The organism is Sphingomonas sp. P2_B6, from assembly GCF_056404755.1.
On the sequence record NZ_JBFUDK010000022.1, the window covers coordinates 46075 to 64609 of the forward strand.

Annotated in this window: 14 protein-coding genes; 7 read left to right on the forward strand and 7 right to left on the reverse strand. The window is 66.1% G+C overall.

Features of this window, described 5'->3' with window-relative positions; genetic code table 11:
• Nucleotides 1-31: 31 nt before the first annotated feature.
• Together AC1DX5_RS22490 and AC1DX5_RS22495 are read right to left on the reverse strand one after the other, a co-directional pair.
• Nucleotides 32-3238: an intermembrane phospholipid transport YdbH family protein gene (locus AC1DX5_RS22490; RefSeq protein WP_478017448.1), complete on the reverse strand. Its 3207-nt coding sequence runs from the start codon at nt 3236-3238 to the stop codon at nt 32-34.
• A gap of 121 nt (nt 3239-3359) precedes the next feature.
• Nucleotides 3360-4931 carry a hypothetical protein gene (locus AC1DX5_RS22495; protein WP_465172718.1) on the reverse strand — a complete coding sequence of 524 codons (1572 nt, stop codon included), beginning with the start codon at nt 4929-4931 and terminating at the stop codon, nt 3360-3362.
• A 172-nt stretch (nt 4932-5103) separates the two neighbouring features.
• Between AC1DX5_RS22495 and radC the strand changes: the two genes are divergently transcribed.
• Together radC and AC1DX5_RS22505 are read left to right on the forward strand one after the other, a co-directional pair.
• Nucleotides 5104-5787, forward strand: coding sequence for a RadC family protein (radC, locus tag AC1DX5_RS22500; protein WP_465172717.1), 684 nt, complete (start codon nt 5104-5106; stop codon nt 5785-5787).
• Between the two features lie 257 nt (nt 5788-6044).
• A complete protein-coding gene (locus AC1DX5_RS22505; protein ID WP_478017449.1) occupies nt 6045-7274 on the forward strand; it encodes a mandelate racemase/muconate lactonizing enzyme family protein in 1230 nt (409 codons plus the stop codon).
• Nucleotides 7275-7354: 80 nt separating this feature from the next.
• On the opposite strand, the gene AC1DX5_RS22510 is transcribed toward AC1DX5_RS22505, so the two are convergent.
• Nucleotides 7355-7921: an EF-hand domain-containing protein gene (locus AC1DX5_RS22510; protein WP_478017450.1), complete on the reverse strand. Its 567-nt coding sequence runs from the start codon at nt 7919-7921 to the stop codon at nt 7355-7357.
• A gap of 236 nt (nt 7922-8157) precedes the next feature.
• Between AC1DX5_RS22510 and purB the strand changes: the two genes are divergently transcribed.
• The gene (gene purB, locus AC1DX5_RS22515) at nt 8158-9465 is read left to right on the forward strand and encodes an adenylosuccinate lyase (protein WP_478017451.1); all 1308 of its coding nucleotides are present in this window, start codon (nt 8158-8160) and stop codon (nt 9463-9465) included.
• A 273-nt stretch (nt 9466-9738) separates the two neighbouring features.
• Here purB and AC1DX5_RS22520 read toward each other — a convergent pair whose 3' ends face one another.
• Nucleotides 9739-10602, reverse strand: coding sequence for a sigma-70 family RNA polymerase sigma factor (locus AC1DX5_RS22520; RefSeq protein WP_478017452.1), 864 nt, complete (start codon nt 10600-10602; stop codon nt 9739-9741).
• A 148-nt stretch (nt 10603-10750) separates the two neighbouring features.
• Between AC1DX5_RS22520 and AC1DX5_RS22525 the strand changes: the two genes are divergently transcribed.
• Nucleotides 10751-11056 (forward strand): hypothetical protein, encoded by a 306-nt coding sequence (locus AC1DX5_RS22525; protein ID WP_478017453.1) that lies wholly within the window; start codon nt 10751-10753, stop codon nt 11054-11056.
• Between the two features lie 53 nt (nt 11057-11109).
• Here AC1DX5_RS22525 and dnaJ read toward each other — a convergent pair whose 3' ends face one another.
• Entirely contained in the window at nt 11110-12228 is a 1119-nt protein-coding gene (gene dnaJ / locus AC1DX5_RS22530; RefSeq protein WP_478017454.1) for a molecular chaperone DnaJ, read from the reverse strand.
• Between the two features lie 64 nt (nt 12229-12292).
• Nucleotides 12293-14197: a molecular chaperone DnaK gene (gene dnaK, locus AC1DX5_RS22535; RefSeq protein ID WP_478017455.1), complete on the reverse strand. Its 1905-nt coding sequence runs from the start codon at nt 14195-14197 to the stop codon at nt 12293-12295.
• A 441-nt stretch (nt 14198-14638) separates the two neighbouring features.
• On the opposite strand from dnaK, the gene AC1DX5_RS22540 reads away from it, so the two are divergent.
• Together AC1DX5_RS22540 and AC1DX5_RS22545 are read left to right on the forward strand one after the other, a co-directional pair.
• Nucleotides 14639-15079, forward strand: coding sequence for a copper chaperone PCu(A)C (locus AC1DX5_RS22540; protein WP_478017456.1), 441 nt, complete (start codon nt 14639-14641; stop codon nt 15077-15079).
• A complete protein-coding gene (locus AC1DX5_RS22545) occupies nt 15076-15558 on the forward strand; it encodes a vgr related protein (RefSeq protein WP_478017457.1) in 483 nt (160 codons plus the stop codon). Before AC1DX5_RS22540 ends, AC1DX5_RS22545 begins: the two co-directional genes overlap by 4 nt.
• A 1-nt stretch (nt 15559) precedes the next feature.
• Here AC1DX5_RS22545 and AC1DX5_RS22550 read toward each other — a convergent pair whose 3' ends face one another.
• The gene (locus AC1DX5_RS22550; RefSeq protein WP_478017458.1) at nt 15560-16465 is read right to left on the reverse strand and encodes an ROK family protein; all 906 of its coding nucleotides are present in this window, start codon (nt 16463-16465) and stop codon (nt 15560-15562) included.
• Nucleotides 16466-16582: 117 nt separating this feature from the next.
• On the opposite strand from AC1DX5_RS22550, the gene AC1DX5_RS22555 reads away from it, so the two are divergent.
• Nucleotides 16583-18535: TonB-dependent receptor (locus tag AC1DX5_RS22555; RefSeq protein ID WP_478017459.1), on the forward strand; the 1953-nt coding region annotated here is incomplete at its 3' end.

The window sequence follows — 18535 nt, forward strand, 5'->3', positions numbered from 1 at the left end:
CTCCACTCTCGTTTCGTCAATCCTGTTTCGGTCATGGCAGTTTCTCGCTTTCGGCAGGCTGAATGGGCTGGATCGCGGGCGGAGTTTCCTCGGGCGGCTTGCCGCGCTTGCGCTGCTCCTCGAGCAGGGCGGGCAGGTTGCGCTGCACCAGGCGTTTCGGGTCGTAGAAGGACGCGGTCGCATCGATCAGGCCGCGAAAGGGTGCCTTGATCCGCACGTTGAAGATGAACGGCAGCTTCTGCAGCCGGTCGAGGATGAAGTTGCGCTTCGCCCCTTCGCCCTGGCCGACGCCTTCGAAGCGCACCTCAGTGATCATCTCGCCCGCGAGCGGACCGTTCATCACCAGCTCGAGGCTGCGATAGCGCAGCGATTTGAGCGCCTGGAAGGCGAGATTGCCCCAGAAACCGACATCCTTCTGGCTGACCTCGCCGACATAAGCGATCGTGCCGCCGCCGGGGCGCACCGTCAGCCGGCCATGCTCTATCCGCCCACCCTGTTCGTCGAAGACCATCGGCAAGGTGCCGTCGAACACGCCGGTCGCGTTGAGGTTCTTGAAATCGAACTGCTGGAGGAACTGGCCGGCATCCATGCCGGTGACGGTGAAGGTCATGCGGCGCTCGATGCTCTGGCCGAAATCGAGCATGGTCGGCTCGAGCACCAGCGACCCGCCGGCAAAGGGCCAGCGCCCTTCCTCGATCTGGACTCGCGTGCCGGCGAGCAGCCGGTAGCGGATCGTGCCGTCATTGACCGCGATGCCGGGATTGATCGTCTTGATCGTCGCGATCTGGCCGGGCGCGCTCTCCAGGTTGAGCAGATCGGTGAAGCGGATCTCGCCGGCGATGCCAGTGACCGGTCCCACGGCGGCGGCGAGATCGGTGCCGGGGGTGCGGAACACGCCGTCACTCGTCACCCCGGCCTGGTTCCAGCGAATATGGCCTTCGCCCGAGACGGTACCGACCACATTCTGAATCACGCCTTTGGTCAGCGAAGTGAGCTGTTCGGGCCGAAACGCCTCGCCAAAGGTGATGCCGGGAACGGTCAGGTCGGCATGGCCGCTGCCGTTCGACAGATCATGCTCGATCGCGACACCGCTGACGAAGACCTGTTTTTCGGGCGTGCTCAGCCGACCGGTGGCGGTGATCCGGTTGTCGGCGAGACGGAGCGCCACGTCGCTGCCGGCGAGCGGCTCGAAGCGCGGCTGCGGATCGGCGTCGGCAACCTTGAGCGTGCCGCCGGTCAGGTCGAGCGCGCCCTTGGCGAAGGTCCAGCGCCCCTGCGCTTCCGACATCAGCAGCGGCACATTGGCGATGCGCCCTGAACCGCCCTCGATCGTGCCGGCCATGGTGCCCCCGGACAGGCCGCCTTCGACTCGCGCGAAGGAGAGTTGGGTGAGGCGGTCGGGCGCGCCGATGCGAACATCGACATGGCGCAGATCGGCGCGGGTATCGCGCAGCCGGAGCAGGAGGCTGGCGGTGGACAGGGTGAGCGGCGAACTGCCGATCGCGCCCGACAGGCGCAGCGCGCCGGACTGGACCCCGCCGCCGATGCGACCGCCGTCGAGACGGAACATCGCGCCGTCGACCGGGCATAGAGTCGCGGATGTCCGCCCCAGCCTGAAGCTCGATAGGGCAAGCGCACCGACCGACAGCGGCGCGCAGGTGCGATTGATCTGGAGCCGGTCGCGCCCGTCCCACAGGCCGTTCACCGGCAGGACGAGATTGTCGATGCGCCCGTCGGCGAGCGGCCCCGACAGAGTGACGCGCGTCGCGATACGGGTCGTGCCGCTTGGCGTCGCGGCGAAGCTGACCGGCGTCAGCGCGAGGCGGGCATTGCCGGCAGCATAGGGCTGCATGGTCGCGGTGCCGCTCACTGGCCCGCCCGCCACCGCCTGCGCGACGCGGATCGTGGCGGTCGGGAGGTTCCCGCCGCCCAGATCGACCGAGCCGTCGAACCGTACGCCCCCACCCGGCCAGGCATAGCCAATGCCTTCTCCACCGGCGATCGTCGCCCAGGCGCCGGAGGCACTTGCAAGCTGGAGACGCGAGACCCTGGCCTGGCCGCGTCCGCCGTCGAGCGAAACGGCGATATCGGCGTCGAGATCGGCGGATTGCGCGGCGGCCACCGCGGCGTCGACTGCCTTGTGGACCAGCGGCCCCACTGGCGTGCCCGCGCCCTTGTCGCGATAGGTGGCCAGCCGGGCCCGCATCAGCTTGCCCAACAGGGCATGGCGGGCACCGGCCTTGCCCTCGAACGCGATGCCCGCCGTGCCGAACCGGTAGGTCCCGGTGAGCGTGGTCGAATCGGCGGCAATACCCCGAGACGCGGCAATGCCCGACACAAGGTCGAGCTTGCCGGCCGTGCCGTCCGCCTTGCCGGCGAAATCGATCGTGCCGGTGAGGGTGTGGAGCTCGGCGGACGGATGGCGAATCTTCGCCACAGAGAGCTTCGCGTCCCCGCGCCAGCCGTCCAGCGCCTGCTCCAGCGTCACCGAGATGTCGGCGCCGGCATCGCTCAGCACGGCACCCGCGCAATCGAGCTTCCCGGCATGGACCGGCCCGCGCAAGGTCGGGCGCGCCGAGGCGATACGCACCGCCAGCACCGCCGTCGCGGGGCCGCTGACGCAGCCGCCGAGATCGAGCCGTTCGGTGATGGCCGCGACCTGACCGGCAAAACCGTCATTCAGCTTGCCCTGCCCGCTCAGCTTGATGCCGATCACGCCCTGCGGCGCGACCAGCCTGATCCGTGCATCCTGCACATCGGCAAAGAGCGCGGGCAGCGCGAAAGGCTTGCCCGAAGGCGCTGGCATCAGCTTGTCGAGCGCGCCGAGCGACAGCTTGCCGTCGATCAGCCGCGCGTTCATCCGGACATGGCCCGCACGGATCGCGGTGACGGTGGCGCCGGACAGGCCGATGCTGGTGCGCAGCTCGATCCAGTCAGCGACGAGATCGGGGTGCGCCGGATCCCCGATCGATACGTTGGTCAGGCGCTGGCGGTTGAGGCCGAGATCGGCGATCTTGTAGCGCGCAGGCACRCCATAGCCCGTGAGCGCCTTGTCGATATAGCTTGACGCAATCGGCTTGCGCTGAGTCCAGAGCGCGACCAGCCCGGCGAGCAGGACCAGCGCCACGACGAGCACGACCCGGCGCACCCGCCGCCAGCGGGGCTTATCCTCGATCGCTTCGTCCAGACTCAGCTCGCCACTCCCGGTTGCGGCACAAGGGCACGCGCTCTTCAGCATAGGGCACGCCCAGGCACGTGCAATTGCGCGTGGCCACCCGGTCTCCAATTCCCGAACCCCGATGAGCGTTCCCGAAAGGGAAAATGGCAGCCGTGCCCGACGTATCCTACCCCCGACGGCGCTACCGGTGTCCGCTCGAAACGACCCTGTAGACGGCGGAGCGGCCGTCCGACCAGACCGGTGCCAGATCGGCGGCCTGAACCCGTCCGACCGGAAAGCCGATCGTCCAGACATAGCCAAACGTCCCTCGATCGAAATCGCGGATCGCACGACCCAGGCCAGGGCTCCCCGGCACCGTCGGCGGATAGACGAGCTGAGACGGATCCCGATCATAAGGGGCCGCGGCCGGGTGCAGGGGACGGACAAGTTGTTGCCCCGCCAGCGACCATTGTTCGTTGGTGAAGACGCGTCGGCGCGCAATCGCGATCCCGGCAATATGGCTCAGTCGCGGATTGTTCCAATTGTCCGCCGCCGGCTCGTCGACCAGCACCAGCACCGCCGCCCCTTCCGGAAACAACGGCACCGCGCGCAACGCCTCTTCCTGGCGCTGGGCGAAAAGATCGAGCGCGATCGTCGAGGTGGCGGTCCTCACCAGAAAGAAGGCCGCCGCCGCGAGCGCCAGCCGGCCCGCAAGCCGGTCTGCCCTTGGGCCTATCCTGATCGCGAGGACGGCCACCGCCACGGTGGCGGGCAGCACGCGCATATCGACGCAGGATGCCCCTGCATAGAAAGCGGGCAACAGAATGAAGGCGACTCCGCCAAGCAGGGCGGGCGCCGCCAACACCGGCGAGAAGGACAGAGCGCGCGAGCGAAGGGCAAGCGCCAGGAGAAGATAAAGCAAACCGGCGCCGAGAATATCGTAGAGCTGCCACCGTTCGCGAAGCAGCGACATTGCCCAGAACAGCTTCAACGGCCAATCGAACCAGTCGCCGGTCGCCCCGGTCAGCCGGTTTTCGCCAGCCGCGACCGTCAACAGCACAGGCAGCGCCATCGGAACACACATCAACGCCGCATGGGAACCGGCACGCCATGGGTTGAGGCCCGCGCGCCGTCGCAACGCCCATTCCGCCCCGAACACGAACAAGCCCAGCATTGCCCAACCAAAGGAATGGCTGACCCAGACCAGCGCGGAAATAGGCACGAACAGGACCAGCCGCGTCCAAGGCCGCGCCCTGTGCGCCAGCCTGATCCAGAGGGCGAGACCAGCCAGCGCCAGCGCTGAAGCGAGCGAGAAGTTCACAAAGCCCGACTGGAACGGAAAGGCATAAGCGAGCGGGAACGCAAAGGCAGCCGTCGGCGGCGGCCTGCCATGTACCTCCCGCGCAAGCCACAGCATCGCGGCGACCGTCAGCATCGGGATGGTCAGCACGACCAGCTTCGTCGCTGGCTCAAGCCCCATGACGGGGGCCAAAGCGAGCACTATTCCGTCCACACCGAGATTGCCGACCAGGGCCCAATGAACCGCATAATGCTGCGCAAGCGGCAATGACCCAGCCTCCGCCATGATCCGGAAACGACCGATATGGCCGGGCAGATCGGTCAAAGGCGGGATGGCCGGCATCAGCAACGGCAATGCCGTGAGCAGAATAGCGAAGGTCGCCGCTGTGCGACTCTCCCACCAGCGCCGGTCCCGGTCGGTAAGCTGCGTCGGAGAATCTTCCGATACGGAACGCCGATCAATCGCGAGGTTCATTCCACGGACCTGAACCGACCGGCATCAAATACTCGCTTCATGGGATTTTCGCTCGCAGGCCGTGCAGGACGCAGGAACCACGGTTGCAGCCCGACTATAAGGGAACACGTAACAGGCGTCGCGGGATGCGCAATTGCGCGTGCCCATCGCTGCCCCTAGTCTCGGACAAAGGATGAGCGTTCCCGACAATGACAATAGCGGCCACCGTGCCCGCCTGCGCCAGCGGCTGAGCGAGGGCGGATCGGACGCGCTGCTCGATCATGAGCTGATCGAATATCTGCTCGCGCTGGCTATTCCGAGACGCGACACCAAGCCGCTGGCCAAGGCCTTGCTCGCCGAATTCGGCGGGATGGGCGGGCTGCTGACGGCCGACCATGAAGCGCTCGGGCGCGTGAAGGGCATGGGCGAAACGTCGGTCGCGGCGGTCAAGGTAGCGCATGCCATCGCGCTTCGCCTGCTGCGCGCCGAGGTGGCGGCGCGGCCGGTGCTGTCCAACTGGCAGGCGCTGCTCGATTATCTTCGCGCCGACATGGCCCACCATATCCATGAGCGGGTGCGGGTGCTTCACCTCAACACCAGGAACATGCTGATCCGCGACGAGCTGATGAGCGAGGGGTCGATCGACGAAGCGGCGGTCTATGTCCGCGAAGTGATCAAGCGGGCGATGGACCTGGGATCGGCGGCGCTTATCCTGGTCCACAACCATCCAAGCGGCGATCCTACGCCGAGCCGGGCCGATATCGAGATCACGCGCAACATGGTGGAGGGCGGGAAGCGCATGGGCATTACCGTGCACGACCATATCATCATGGGCACGAGCGGTCATTCCAGCCTGCGGGCGCTGGGGTTGATGTAGGGCGAAGGGACAAAGTCGACCGGCGTCACCCCCTCACTCCCGTCACCCCGGGCTTGTCCCCGGGGTCCATCGTTCCGGAAAACGCAACGCCGGGTGCGTACGAGGAAACATGGATGCCGGAACAAGTCCGGCATGACGGTGGAACGGGTCGCTCTCTGCTTCCCTCTCAGCTTTTGAGGAACGCCAAGGGGCGGTCGATTGACGTCGCGATTCCTGCCCGGATAGCCTTGCCTGTCTGAAATCATGGGCCACATGCCATGCGCCGTCGCGATCTCCTGAAAGCGCTCGGCGCTGTCGCCCTTGCGCCGCTGTTCGGGACGCTCGACGCCCTTGCGGCGCCTGCACGCGGGCTGGTGAAGATCACCGCGATCACGGCGATGCGGCTGAAGGAGGGGCAGACCCTCATCAGGATCGAGACCGATGCCGGGATCAGCGGCTATGGCGAGTGCGGCGCGGACGGGCCGACGGCGCGGTCAGTGATCGCGGCCTATAATGGCGGGGGCCGCCTTCCGCATCTCGGGCTGATCGGCAAGGACCCGCTGGCCATCCAGGTCCATTTCCACAACATGTTCTATGCCTATGAGCAGCGCGGTCGGGCGATCCGCGTGCTGAGCGGCATCGACATGGCCTTGTGGGACCTGGCGGGCAAGATCCTGAACCAGCCCGTATCGAAGCTGCTCGGTGGCAATTTCCGCGAGGAGATCGATCTTTATTCGCACTGCCCGGGCGGCAATTATCTCGACAAGGCAGAATGGCGCGACCGGGTGCAGCAACTCGCGGCCGACCCATGGGGGTTCCAGGCGTACAAGGTCGACACGCATCACGTGCTCGGCGTGCCGATGCAGCAATATACGCCGTCGCTGGGCCCGCAGGATTTCCGCAGGATGGAGCGCGCCTATGCGTTGGCGCGCGAGGCGTTCGGCGACGACATCGACATCCTGGTCCATTGCCATTGCGAGTTCGACGTGCCGAGCGCCATCGGCATCGCGCGGGCGGTGGAGCCGATCCGTCCGCTCTATTTCGAGGATCCGCTCGCCTCGGCCTGGTCGGAAGGGTGGAACGCGCTGCGCCGCGCGACCAAGGTGCCGATCATGACCGGCGAGAATATGGAGCTGGCGGAATTTGCCGTGCCGTTCCTGGAGAATCAGGCCGTCGACATCTTCCAGCCCGACATCATCAATTCGGGCGGCATCACCGGTACGAGGATGATCGCGGAGATGGCGGCGCGCTACCGCATCCCGGTCGCGCTGCACAATGTCAGCGGGCTGCTGCTCAACATGGCGTCGCAGCAATTGGCAGCGGCCTTGTTCAACTGCCCGCGGATCGAATGCTCGCGCCGCGCGGTCGATTTCAAATGGGCGAAGGCGAACCCGCTGGTCATTAAGGGCGGGCACATGGCGGTGTCGCACGAGCCTGGGCTCGGGCTCGATATGGACGAGGCGTATCTGCGCGCGAACCTTGCGCCGGGCGAGCCGTGGTGGGGATGATCGGCCGAAACGGCGAACGGCCGCCGGGCCCGAAGGTCCGACGGCCGCCCCGGAGGGACTGCGCGTCCCGCTAGGTAGCTTTACGAGCCCTTGGTCAGGAACCCGGTGAGCTCGGTTTTCGACAGCGACTTGCTCTTGTCGGTGTCGGCGCTGGCAAAGGCCTGGTTGACCCAGGTCTTGGTCGCAGCGCTCTCCGCCTTGGTCGTCGGATCGCTCGCCGTCTTCAGCGCGACCATCCACGAACTGAACTCGGTCTCGTTGAGCGACCCGTTCGAGTCCTTGTCATAGGTCGGGAACTCGGTGCTCACCACCTGAGCGATCTGGGCGGCGCTGGTGGCCGGCTGGGACGCGGTCTGGACCGGCGCCGCGGCAGGTTCAGCAGGGGCCGGCGTAGCCTGGGCGGTCTGAGCGGGCGCCGCCGCCGGATCGACCGGGGTCTGTTGCGGCGTGGTCTGCGCGGTCTGGTCCGTCACCGGCGCAACCGGGCTCATCGCCTGGTCGACGGGCGAGGCCGTCTCGGGTGCCGTAGCATCGGGTGCGGCCGGAGTCGCCTCAGGCGCAGTCTGCACCGGTGCGGTCTGAGTAGTCGGCGCCGTCTGGGTATCGGCAGGCTTATCCTGTGCCAGAACAGGGACAGAAATCGTCATGGCGCTGGCAAGAAGAATATATTTCAACATGTGCTCTCTCCGTTGGTGTTACTTCAAGATACATAAGCCGGTCAATTTCCCGTTGACCAAGACTTGAAGATAAAACCCCTCAGCGACCGAGATAGTTCATTTTTTCTCGATTTGAAGCTTCGCCTCGTCCCTGCTAACGCGCGGCTCATCGCGAGTCCGTTCAGGATTCGCGACGAACAGAAACCGGAATTTCAGGAACCGTTGCCATGGTGCCACGCTACTCACGCCCCGACATGGTCGCCATCTGGACGCCCGAAGCCCGATTCCGCATCTGGTTCGAGATCGAAGCGCACGCGACGGACGCGCTCGCCGAATTGGGCGTAGTCCCCAAGGAAGCCGCGAAGGCGATCTGGGAGAAGGGCGCGTTCGAGGTAGACCGGATCGACGAGATCGAGCGTGAGACCAAGCATGACGTGATCGCCTTCCTGACCAACGTCGCCGAGCATGTCGGGCCCGAGGCGCGCTTCATGCATCAGGGCATGACCTCGTCCGACGTGCTCGACACCTGCCTCGCAGTGCAGCTGGCGCGCGCGAGCGACATATTGATCGCCGATATCGACGCGCTGCTGGTGGTGCTGAAGCGCCGCGCGATCGAGCACAAGATGACCCCGACGATCGGGCGCAGCCACGGCATCCATGCCGAGCCGGTGACGTTCGGCCTCAAGCTCGCCCAGGCTTATGCCGAGTTCGACCGCAACCGCGCGCGGCTCGTCGCGGCGCGCGCCGATATCGCGACCTGCGCGATTTCGGGCGCGGTCGGGACCTTCGCCAATATCGATCCGTTCGTGGAAAGCTATGTCGCCGAGAAGCTGGGGCTGAGCGTCGAGCCGGTCTCGACTCAGGTCATCCCGCGCGACCGGCATGCGATGTTCTTCGCGACCTTGGGCGTGATCGCCAGTTCGATCGAGCGGCTCGCGACCGAGATCCGCCATCTGCAGCGCACCGAAGTGCTGGAGGCGGAGGAATATTTCTCGCCAGGACAGAAGGGCTCTTCGGCGATGCCGCACAAGCGCAATCCGGTGCTGACCGAGAACCTCACCGGCCTGGCGCGCATGGTGCGCGGTTATGTGACGCCGGCGCTGGAGAATGTCGCGCTGTGGCATGAGCGCGACATCAGCCATTCGTCGGTCGAGCGCTATATCGGGCCGGACGCGACGATCACGCTCGACTTCGCGTTGGCGCGGCTGACGGGCGTGATGGACAAGCTACTGGTCTATCCGGCGCGGATGGAGAAGAACCTCAACAAGATGGGCGGGCTGGTCCATTCGCAGCGCGTGCTGCTGGCGCTGACTCAGGCGGGGGTGAGCCGCGAGGACGCTTATCGCCTGGTTCAGCGCAACGCGATGAAGGTGTGGGAATCGGACGGCGAGCTGTCGCTGCTCGAGCTGCTCAAGGCCGATCCCGAGGTGACTGCGGCGCTGTCGCCCGCAGAGATCGAGGACAAGTTCGACCTCGGTTATCACCTGAAGCATGTCGATACGATCTTCGACCGGGTGTTCGGGACTGGTTATTGAATCAAGATGTCACTGATCGGGCGGCGAAGCGTGTCGATTTGTCGATGAAGCGATTGCAAATGCTGCAACTGCGAAGGCGCGTAACAATATTGCGAGAGTCCGCAACAATCTCCACATAGGGCCTAGCCGGACTTTTCCGGCATCGGAGACCCTACCATGCGCTTCTTTGAAACCGTGGTCAGCACCATGCTGACGTTCACGGCTCTTGCGCTGGTGGTCGAGGTCGTAAGCCTCTGATCCATCGGCCCGCCCACCCCTTGTCTAAAGGGGTGGCTAGGCCGGCGGGATGGCCGACCAGCTCAATCCTTCCATGATATAGGTGGCGTAGTGGAAGTCGCGGATCACCGCGATCCGATCCCCGCGCCAATCGAGCAGCACGACAAAAATGGGTGGACCTGACTCGTCCCCACGCTTCCGGATCAGCAATGCCGGACGCCCCTCCGCGATGCCCACACTTGCCCGCCAGTCCGGCAGCGCAGCGTAGCGCGTGAAATAAATCGACACGTCGCGCGCACCGGACAGCGTCGTCCGATTGGCGAGATCCAGCTTCACATCCTCGGCCAGCAAGGCGCGCAGGGCATCCCAGTCATGGGCGTTGAAGCGGTCGGCATAGGCGCGAAGGCGCGCGCGCTCGGCAGGCGCGATGACCGCCGATATTTCCGCTTGTTGCGCAAGCGCGCGCAGCCTGACCCGCCCGCGATGAAGCGCTGCTTTGACCGCTGGGACCGTCATGCCGAGAATCGCCGCGGTTTCGGCGAGCGAGTGACCCAGCACATCGACGAGCGCCACGGCCGATCGCTGTGCCGGCACGAGATGGAGGAAGCTGCCCAGCCCGGCCTCCACCGCGATCCGCCGGTCGGCCTCTTCGGTGGACGCATCGTCCGAGACGGCAAGAGCATCGCGCGCCTCCTGCCGCCGCCTGCGGCGTAGCGCATCGAGCGCGGTATTGTGGACGATGCGGAAGATCCAGGCGTCGGGCTCGGCCACCTGCGCGCCGGCGCCGAGTGCTTCGGCTGCCTTGGCGAGCGCATCCTGGACGACGTCCTCGCCATCAAAGGCCGACCCCATCATGCGCGCGGCATAACGGTGCAGCCGCGGCCGCATCTCACCCAGCCAGTCGTTCAACCGGTCCGTCACACGCACCTCCACTTTTCCTCTAGCCCAGGGACGCCGCGGGAGACGCAAAGGATTCGGGTGAGGATTCTTTTTCGACCGCCGAATCCTTTGCGGGATCGGCACCGTCTCATCCTCCGACGCGATGCCGCGTCGATAAGGAACCCACATCATGCAGAGAGTGACGCTGGTACGCTATGCGACCAAAGCCGAGACGTCGGACGAGAATGAACGGCTGGCGCGCGCCGTGTTCGACGAGGTACGCGCCAACGCGCCCGATAAGGTGGGCTATGCCCTGTTCCGCGACGGGGACGAATTTATCCACCTGTTCGTCAATCTGGCCGACGAGAGCGCCGATGCGGTGACCGGACTGCCGTCTTTCCAGGCCTATCAGGCCGATCTGGCATCGCGCTGCGCCACGCCGGTCGTGCCGGTGCGGTTGGCGGTTGAACTGGTCGACAGTTTCGGGATTGGTTGATCGCACAGGCCCTCCCCTGACCCCTCCCGCAAGCGGGAGGGGTATTCATAGGGTCAGCCGAGCGCGCTCTTCACCTTCTTGAAGAAGCTCGTGGTCTGCGGGTTTTCCTCGCCGGTTTCGGTGGCGCGGAACTGTTCGAGGAGTTCGCGCTGCCGGGCTGTCAGCTTGGTCGGTGTCTCGACCTCGACCCGGATCACCAGGTCGCCGCGACCGCGGCCCTGCAGCACGGGCATGCCCGCGCCGCGCTGGCGCAGCTCGCGGCCGCTCTGGGTGCCGGCCGGGATCTTGATCGTGTGGCGCTCGCCGTCCGGCCCGGGGATGCGGATCTCGCCGCCCAGCGACGCGGTGGTGAAGCTGATCGGCGCGCGGGCGAACAGGGTCGTGCCCTCGCGCTCGAACAGCGCGTGCCGCTGCACGTGCAGAAAGATGTAGAGATCGCCCGGAGGCGCCCCGCGCGCGCCGGCCTCGCCCTCGCCGGTCAGCCGCACCCGCGTGCCCTCGTCGACGCCGGGCGGGATATTGACGGTAAGCGTCTTGGTCTTTTCGACCCGGCCCTCGCCGCGACAGGCGCTGCACGGATCGGAGATGACCTGGCCCGCGCCGTGACAGCTTGGGCAGGTCCGCTCGACCACGAAGAAACCCTGCTGGGCGCGCACCTTGCCGTGCCCGGCACAGGTGCCGCAGGCCTTGGCGCTGGTGCCGGGATTGGCGCCGGTGCCCTTGCACGAATCGCAGGAGGCCGAAACGTCGACGGTGATGTCGGTCGATTTGCCGCGGAACGCGTCCTCGAGCGTGATCTCCATGTCGTAGCGCAGATCGGCGCCGCGCCGCGCGCCGCGCGGGGCCCGCCCGCCGCCGCCCATGAACTCGCCGAAGATATTTTCGAAGATGTCGCTGAACGCGCCGAAATCCTGCGCGCCCGCACCGGCGCCGCCACCGCCATTGCGGAACGCGGCATGGCCGAAACGATCATAGGCCGCACGTTTCTGCGGGTCCTTGAGGCAATCATAGGCCTCGCTGATCGCCTTGAAACGGGACTCGCTGTCCTTGCACCCGTCATTCTTGTCGGGGTGATATTTCATGGCGAGCTTGCGATAGGATGCCTTCAGCGTGGCATCGTCCGCTGTGCGCTCGCATTCGAGCAATTCGTAAAAATCGACTTCGGTGGTCATCTTGGGCCCCCGCCCTCCCCGTTACCCCTGCTCATCGCAGGAATAACGGGGGGAACGCAACAAGTTACGCTTTGGTATCGTCGACTTCCGAGAATTCGGCGTCGACCACGTCCTCGGCAGGAGCTTCCTGCGCCGCATCGGCGGCAGGCGAAGCTTCCGACTGGGCCTGCTTCTCGTAGATCGCCTGGCCGAGCTTCATCGCGACCTGCTGCAGGGCATTGGCCTGCTCGCGCATCGCTTCCGGATCGCCGCCCTCGACCGCCGTCTTGGCCGTGGCCACCGCCGCCTCGATCTCGGCCTTGAGCGACGCGTCGACCTTGTCGCCATTGTCGGCGAGCTGGCGCTCGGTGGTGTGGATCAGGCTGTCGAGCGTGTTCTTCGCCTCGGCTGCCTCACGACGCTTCTTGTCCTCCTCGGCGAACTGCTCGGCGTCGCGGACCATCTGGTCGATGTCGCGATCCGACAGGCCACCCGAGGCCTGGATGCGGATCTGCTGCTCCTTGCCCGTGCCCTTGTCCTTGGCSGAMACRTTGACGATGCCGTTGGCGTCGATGTCGAARGTGACCTCGATCTGCGGCACGCCGCGCGGCGCCGGCGGGATRCCGACCAGGTCGAACTGGCCGAGSRYCTTGTTGTCGGCGGCCATYTCRCGCTCGCCCTGGAAGACGCGGATCGTCACGGCCTGCTGATTGTCGTCAGCGGTCGAATAGGTCTGCGACTTCTTGGTCGGGATGGTGGTGTTGCGGTCGATCATGCGGGTGAACACGCCACCCAGCGTCTCGATGCCCAGCGACAGCGGCGTCACGTCGAGCAGCAGCACGTCCTTGACGTCGCCCTGCAGCACGCCGGCCTGGATCGCGGCGCCCATGGCGACGACCTCGTCCGGGTTGACGCCCGAATGCGGTTCCTTGCCGAAGAAATCCTTCACGACCTGGCGCACCTTGGGCATGCGGGTCATGCCACCCACCAGCACCACTTCGGCGATGTCGGCTGCCTTCAGACCCGCATCGGCCAGCGCCTTGCGGCACGGCTCGAGCGTGCGCTGGATCAGATCCTCGACCAGCCGCTCCAGATCGGCGCGGGTGATCGTCTTCACCAGATGCTTCGGGCCATTCTGGTCAGCGGTGATGAAGGGCAGGTTGACCTCGGTCGTCGCGGCGGACGACAGCTCGATCTTCGCCTTTTCGGCCGCTTCCTTCAGCCGCTGCAGCGCCAGCTTGTCCTTGGTCAGGTCAATGCCTTCGGCCTTTTTGAAGTCTTCGGCCAGGAAGCGCAGGATCTTGTCGTCGAAATCCTCGCCGCCGAGGAAGGTGTCGCCGTTCGTGGCCTTCACCTCGAACACGCCGTCACCGATCTCGAGCACCGAGATGTCGAAGGTGCCGCCGCCAAGGTCATAGACCGCGATCGTCTTGCCGTCCTGCTTGTCGAGGCCATAGGCCAGCGCCGCCGCGGTCGGCTCGTTGATGATGCGCAGCACTTCGAGGCCGGCGATCTGGCCGGCGTCCTTGGTCGCCTGGCGCTGCGCGTCGTTGAAGTAAGCAGGAACGGTCACGACCGCCTGAGTCACCGTCTCGCCGAGATAGGCCTCGGCSGTTTCCTTCATCTTCTGCAGCGTGAAGGCGGAGATCTGCGCCGGCGAATAATCCTTGCCGCCGGCCTTGACCCAGGCGTCGCCATTCGGGCCCTTGACGATGTGGTACGGAACCAGCTCGGTGTCCTTCTTGGTCACCGGATCGTCGAAGCGGCGGCCGATCAGGCGCTTCACCGCGAAAATCGTGTTCTCGGGATTGGTCACCGCCTGGCGCTTGGCCGGCTGACCGATCAGCCGCTCGCCATCCTTGGCAAACGCGACGATCGAGGGCGTGGTGCGCGCCCCTTCCGCATTCTCAATGACCTTGGGCTTGCCGCCTTCCATCACGGAAACGCAGCTGTTGGTCGTGCCCAGATCGATACCGATTACTTTAGCCATGGTCCTCTTCGGCCCCCGTCTTCAAAAAAATTGCCTCTCGACCGCGCCCCCTGACTGGGCGACGCGGCACTTACTGCTGGCGATATAGGGGGGCTTTCGCTTGCCGCAAGATTTTCGACTCCCCAAGGGTCCCTACTCTCGTCCCGCAATGACCGTGACGGAGCGGATTTTGGCGTGAGGCTAGGAGCAAGGAGGGAGCGATGAAGATTCATCGTGACCCCAAAGGACTCTTGGCGCGCGACGCCGCATCACGCCAAAAGCCGCCCGCCGCGAAGCGGTCGCCCGGAGAGGGGCGCTGGCGGCGTCAGGCTGCKTGCGCGGGCCTACCAGCCCGCGACGGCGCAACCTTCCTTGCCAGCGCCCCTCTCCGGGCGATCACGGCCGTTGCGGGACGAGAGTAGGGACCCTAGAGGCCGGACAACATTCCCGAAGCGGGAGAATATGATGCGTATCCCTGCCCTCCTTGGTGTCCTGCTGGCGCTTGCCGGCTGCGAGAGTCCCAACGAAATCCATGTCACCAAGGCCTGGGTGAGGCTGGCCGCGGTGCCGCGCGGGCCGGCGGCGGCGTATTTCACACTGCATGGCGGACCCGCCGACGCGACTCTGGTCAGTGTGACCAGCGACGTCTCGATCCGCGCCGAGATGCACGAATCGATGCAGACAGGATCGATGGCCTCGATGAAGCCGATTCAGCAGGTCGCCCTGCCCGCCGGAGGCGAGGTCGCCTTCGCGCCGGGCGGCAAGCATGTGATGCTGTTCGATCTGAACCCCGGCATCAGGCCGGGCGCGCCGGTGCCCTTGCTGTTCACCTTCGCCGACGGCCAGCGCGTCACCTACAAGGCCACCGCCGTCGGTGCCGGCGAGGCTTCGCCGGGAAGTTGAGCGCCGACCGCTCCGGCCGCCCGCTGACCGCGGGCGAGATCGCGCTGGCGCGAAGCGTGTTCGGCGACGCGATCGATTATGCGCAAGTGCGAGTCACGCGGCGCAAATGGGCGTTCTTCCAGCCGCGCGAAACGGTGATGGCGCCGACCGGATCGATCCATTTCCATCCCGGGGGCAGCCGCTACCGCGACGATTTCGCCGCCGGGTCGCTCGACGACCAGGGACTGTTCATCCATGAGATGACTCATGTCTGGCAGCACCAGAAGGGCATCAGCCTGCCGATCAGGCGGCACCCCTTTTGCCGGTACGACTATGCGATCCGGCCCGGCCTGCCGCTGCGCCGTTACGGCATCGAGCAACAGGCGGAAATCGTTCGCCACGCCTTCCTGTTGCGCCGGGGAGCGCGGGTGATCGGCGCGCCGGCACTGGCGCGGTACGAGGAGATATTGCCGTTCGGCACCGCGCTGGAGCGGGCCTGACCTATTTTTTCCCGGGCGCAGCGGGGCGAAGCGCCCGGATGCCGAGTTCGATCGCGCCGAGCGGCCCGGCATGGTTGCCGAGCGCGGCGGGCACGACATAAGCCTCGATCGGGTCGAGACCGGGGGCCGCGACATAGCCGCCCAGGCTCGCGACCAGTTTCTCGCGGATGCGCGGGAAAAGATGGGGCGTGCCGACCATCACGCCGCCCCCCATCACAATCCGGCGCGGGATGCCGGTGAGCACGAGCGTGTGCGCGAGCTGGGCCAGCGCATGGGCGACGCCGTCCCATACCGGATCGTCCGCGGCGAGCTGCTCCGCGGCCTTCCCTGCCCGCGCCCGGATCGCCGGTCCCGATGCGAGACCCTCGAGACAGTCGCCGTGAAAGGGACAGATGCCGGGCCAGCCATCACCGGACAACCGTACCGGACGGATATGGCCGAGCTCGGGATGAGACAGGCCATTCGTGGTTTCGCCGCCCATCACCAGCCCGATGCCGATCCCGGTGCCGACGGTGACATAGGCATGGTCGGCGACATCCCGCGCGGCACCCCAGCGCCCCTCGGCCAGCGCCGCCCCGGCCACATCGCTGTTGAAGCCCAGCGGCACGTTCGCGTGGCGCGAGAGTCGCCGCCCGACATCGGTGTTCGACCAGCCGGCCTTGGTCGTCGCGGTGATGAAGCCGTAGTTCGCCACCACCGGATCGATCGAGACCGGGCCGAAACTGGCGATGCCCAGCGCCTGATAGCCCGACCAGCGGCCAAGCACTGCCTCGACCGCCGCGAGCGTTTCGTCCGGCGTGGTCGTGGGGATGCGGACTTCGTCGCGGATATCGTCCGGGCCGGAGCCGAGAACGCAGATACATTTGGTGCCGCCAAGTTCGATGCCGGCGATCAGGGGACTGGTCATGCGGATGCTATCCGCTGCGCGCCCGAATACTGTCAATCGTAGGTCAATGCACGGACCGGCACATTCTTGCGACAAATGGAGTCTAGGGCTCCGACGGTGATTCGAGTTGGAGTGACCATGCGGCGTATCGGCATCCTGTTCCTGCTGGCCTCGGCCAGCGCCCCGGCCCTGGCGGCAGCGCAGGAGACGACGAACGCGGCGCCCGCCCCGGCGGCGGCGCAGAGCGACGACCAGGCCGATCCCGACGAGCCGGACATCATCGTGCGCGGCCAGCGCAACCTGCCCGGCGCGGTGATCGGCGATATCCAGCCCGAGGAACAGCTCGGCCCGGCCGACATCCGATCCTATGGGGTGAGCTCGCTTTCCGACCTGCTCAACGAGCTGACCCCGCAGACGACCAGCGGACGCGGCAGCGGCGGGGCACCCGTGGTGCTGCTCAACGGCAAGCGCATCTCCGGCTTCTCCGAGATCCGCGACATCCCGACCGAAGCGATCGCGCGTGTCGACATCCTGCCCGAGGAAGTCGCGCTCAAATATGGCTATCGCGCCGACCAGAAAGTCGTGAACATCGTGCTGCGCCGCCGCTTTCGCGCGACCACGGTGGAACTGGCCGACCGGGTGCCGACAGCCGGCGGGCGCAACGATGCGCAAGGCGAGCTCGACCTGCTTCACATCCGCGGTGACGGCCGCTTCAACATGCATCTCCAATATGAGGCGCAGTCGGGGCTGACCGAGAATGAGCGCGATATCACCGATCCGGACCCCTATCGCAGCCTGCTTGCCTCGAGCCGCGATTTCAGCGCGAACACCATCTATGCACGGCCGATCGGCAAGGTCTCGGCGACGATCAACGGGCGGCTGGAATATACCGACAGCCTGCGCGCCAACGGCCTGCCCGATGGCGTGACCGACCCGACGCTCGACGGAGTCCTGCCGCTGCAACAGCGTAACTCCACGCTGACTGCGCATCTTGGCACCACGTGGAATGGCTCGATCAGTCCCAAATGGCGCTGGTCCGTCACCGGCAATTACGATCGCAGCGAGACCAAGACCTTCAGCGAGACGGGCGTCGACATTTCCGGCTCCGAGGTCGGCGCGCGCCCAGCCAACCGGGCTTATGGCGTCTCCAACGAGGCGGGCGTCGACGCGCTGCTCAACGGCCCGCTGTTCAAACTGCCGGCGGGCGATGTCTCGACCAGCATCAAGCTCGGCGCGGATACCAGCGGCTTCGATTCGCGATCGTATCGCGCAACCGGAAACCAGACCGGCTCCGTCTCGCGCGATACCGTCAACGGCCAGGTCAACATCGATATCCCGATCGCGAGCAAGACCAACGGCTTCCTGCCGTTCCTCGGCAGGCTTTCGGCCAATTTCAACCTGGCCGAGGACCATCTTTCCGACTTCGGCACGCTGCAGACGCTCGGTTATGGCGCGAACTGGATTCCGGTCGAGGCGGTGCGCTTCATCGTCTCGCACACCGACCAGGAACAGGCACCGAGCGCCCAGCAGCTCGGCAATCCAGTGATCACCACGCCGAACGTGCGCGTGTTCGACTATGTGCAGGGCACGACCGTCGACATCACCTCGCTGACCGGCGGCAACGCCAATCTGCTCGCCAGCAACAATCATGTGACCAAGATCGGCCTGACCCTGAAGCCCTGGTCGCAAACCGACCTGAGCCTCACCGCCAATTACGTGACCAGCCGCACCGACGATCCGATCGCGGCCTTCCCGAGCGCGACGGCCGCCATCGAGGCGGCGTTCCCGAGCCGCTTCACCCGCGACGCATCGGGTCAGCTCACCCGAATCGACATGCGGCCGATCAACTTCGCCGAGAGCAGCCGGTCACAGCTGCGCTGGGGCATCAACTTCTCCAAACCGATCAAATCGAAGGTGCAGAAGGAACTGGAGGCATTCCGCGCGGGCACCGGGCCGAACCCGTTCGCCGGACTTCAGCCGCCAGGCGGATTCAGGCGACGGAATCAGGACGGTGCGAACACCACGCCCGACGGCAGCGCGCGCAACGGCGGCACGCCGGCGGGCGACACGCCAGCCGGACAGCAGGGCGGC

Excerpts from the sequence above, each read along its gene's own strand:
- purB (WP_478017451.1), top strand. The coding sequence starts at position 8,158 with ATGGTGCCACGCTACTCACGCCCCGACATGGTCGCCATCTGGACGCCC.
- AC1DX5_RS22550 (WP_478017458.1), bottom strand. The coding sequence starts at position 16,465 with ATGACCAGTCCCCTGATCGCCGGCATCGAACTTGGCGGCACCAAATGT.
- AC1DX5_RS22540 (WP_478017456.1), top strand. The coding sequence starts at position 14,639 with ATGATGCGTATCCCTGCCCTCCTTGGTGTCCTGCTGGCGCTTGCCGGC.
- AC1DX5_RS22510 (WP_478017450.1), bottom strand. The coding sequence starts at position 7,921 with ATGACGATTTCTGTCCCTGTTCTGGCACAGGATAAGCCTGCCGATACC.
- dnaJ (WP_478017454.1), bottom strand. The coding sequence starts at position 12,228 with ATGACCACCGAAGTCGATTTTTACGAATTGCTCGAATGCGAGCGCACA.
- AC1DX5_RS22525 (WP_478017453.1), top strand. The coding sequence starts at position 10,751 with ATGCAGAGAGTGACGCTGGTACGCTATGCGACCAAAGCCGAGACGTCG.
- AC1DX5_RS22505 (WP_478017449.1), top strand. The coding sequence starts at position 6,045 with ATGCGCCGTCGCGATCTCCTGAAAGCGCTCGGCGCTGTCGCCCTTGCG.
- AC1DX5_RS22495 (WP_465172718.1), bottom strand. The coding sequence starts at position 4,931 with ATGAACCTCGCGATTGATCGGCGTTCCGTATCGGAAGATTCTCCGACG.
- radC (WP_465172717.1), top strand. The coding sequence starts at position 5,104 with ATGAGCGTTCCCGACAATGACAATAGCGGCCACCGTGCCCGCCTGCGC.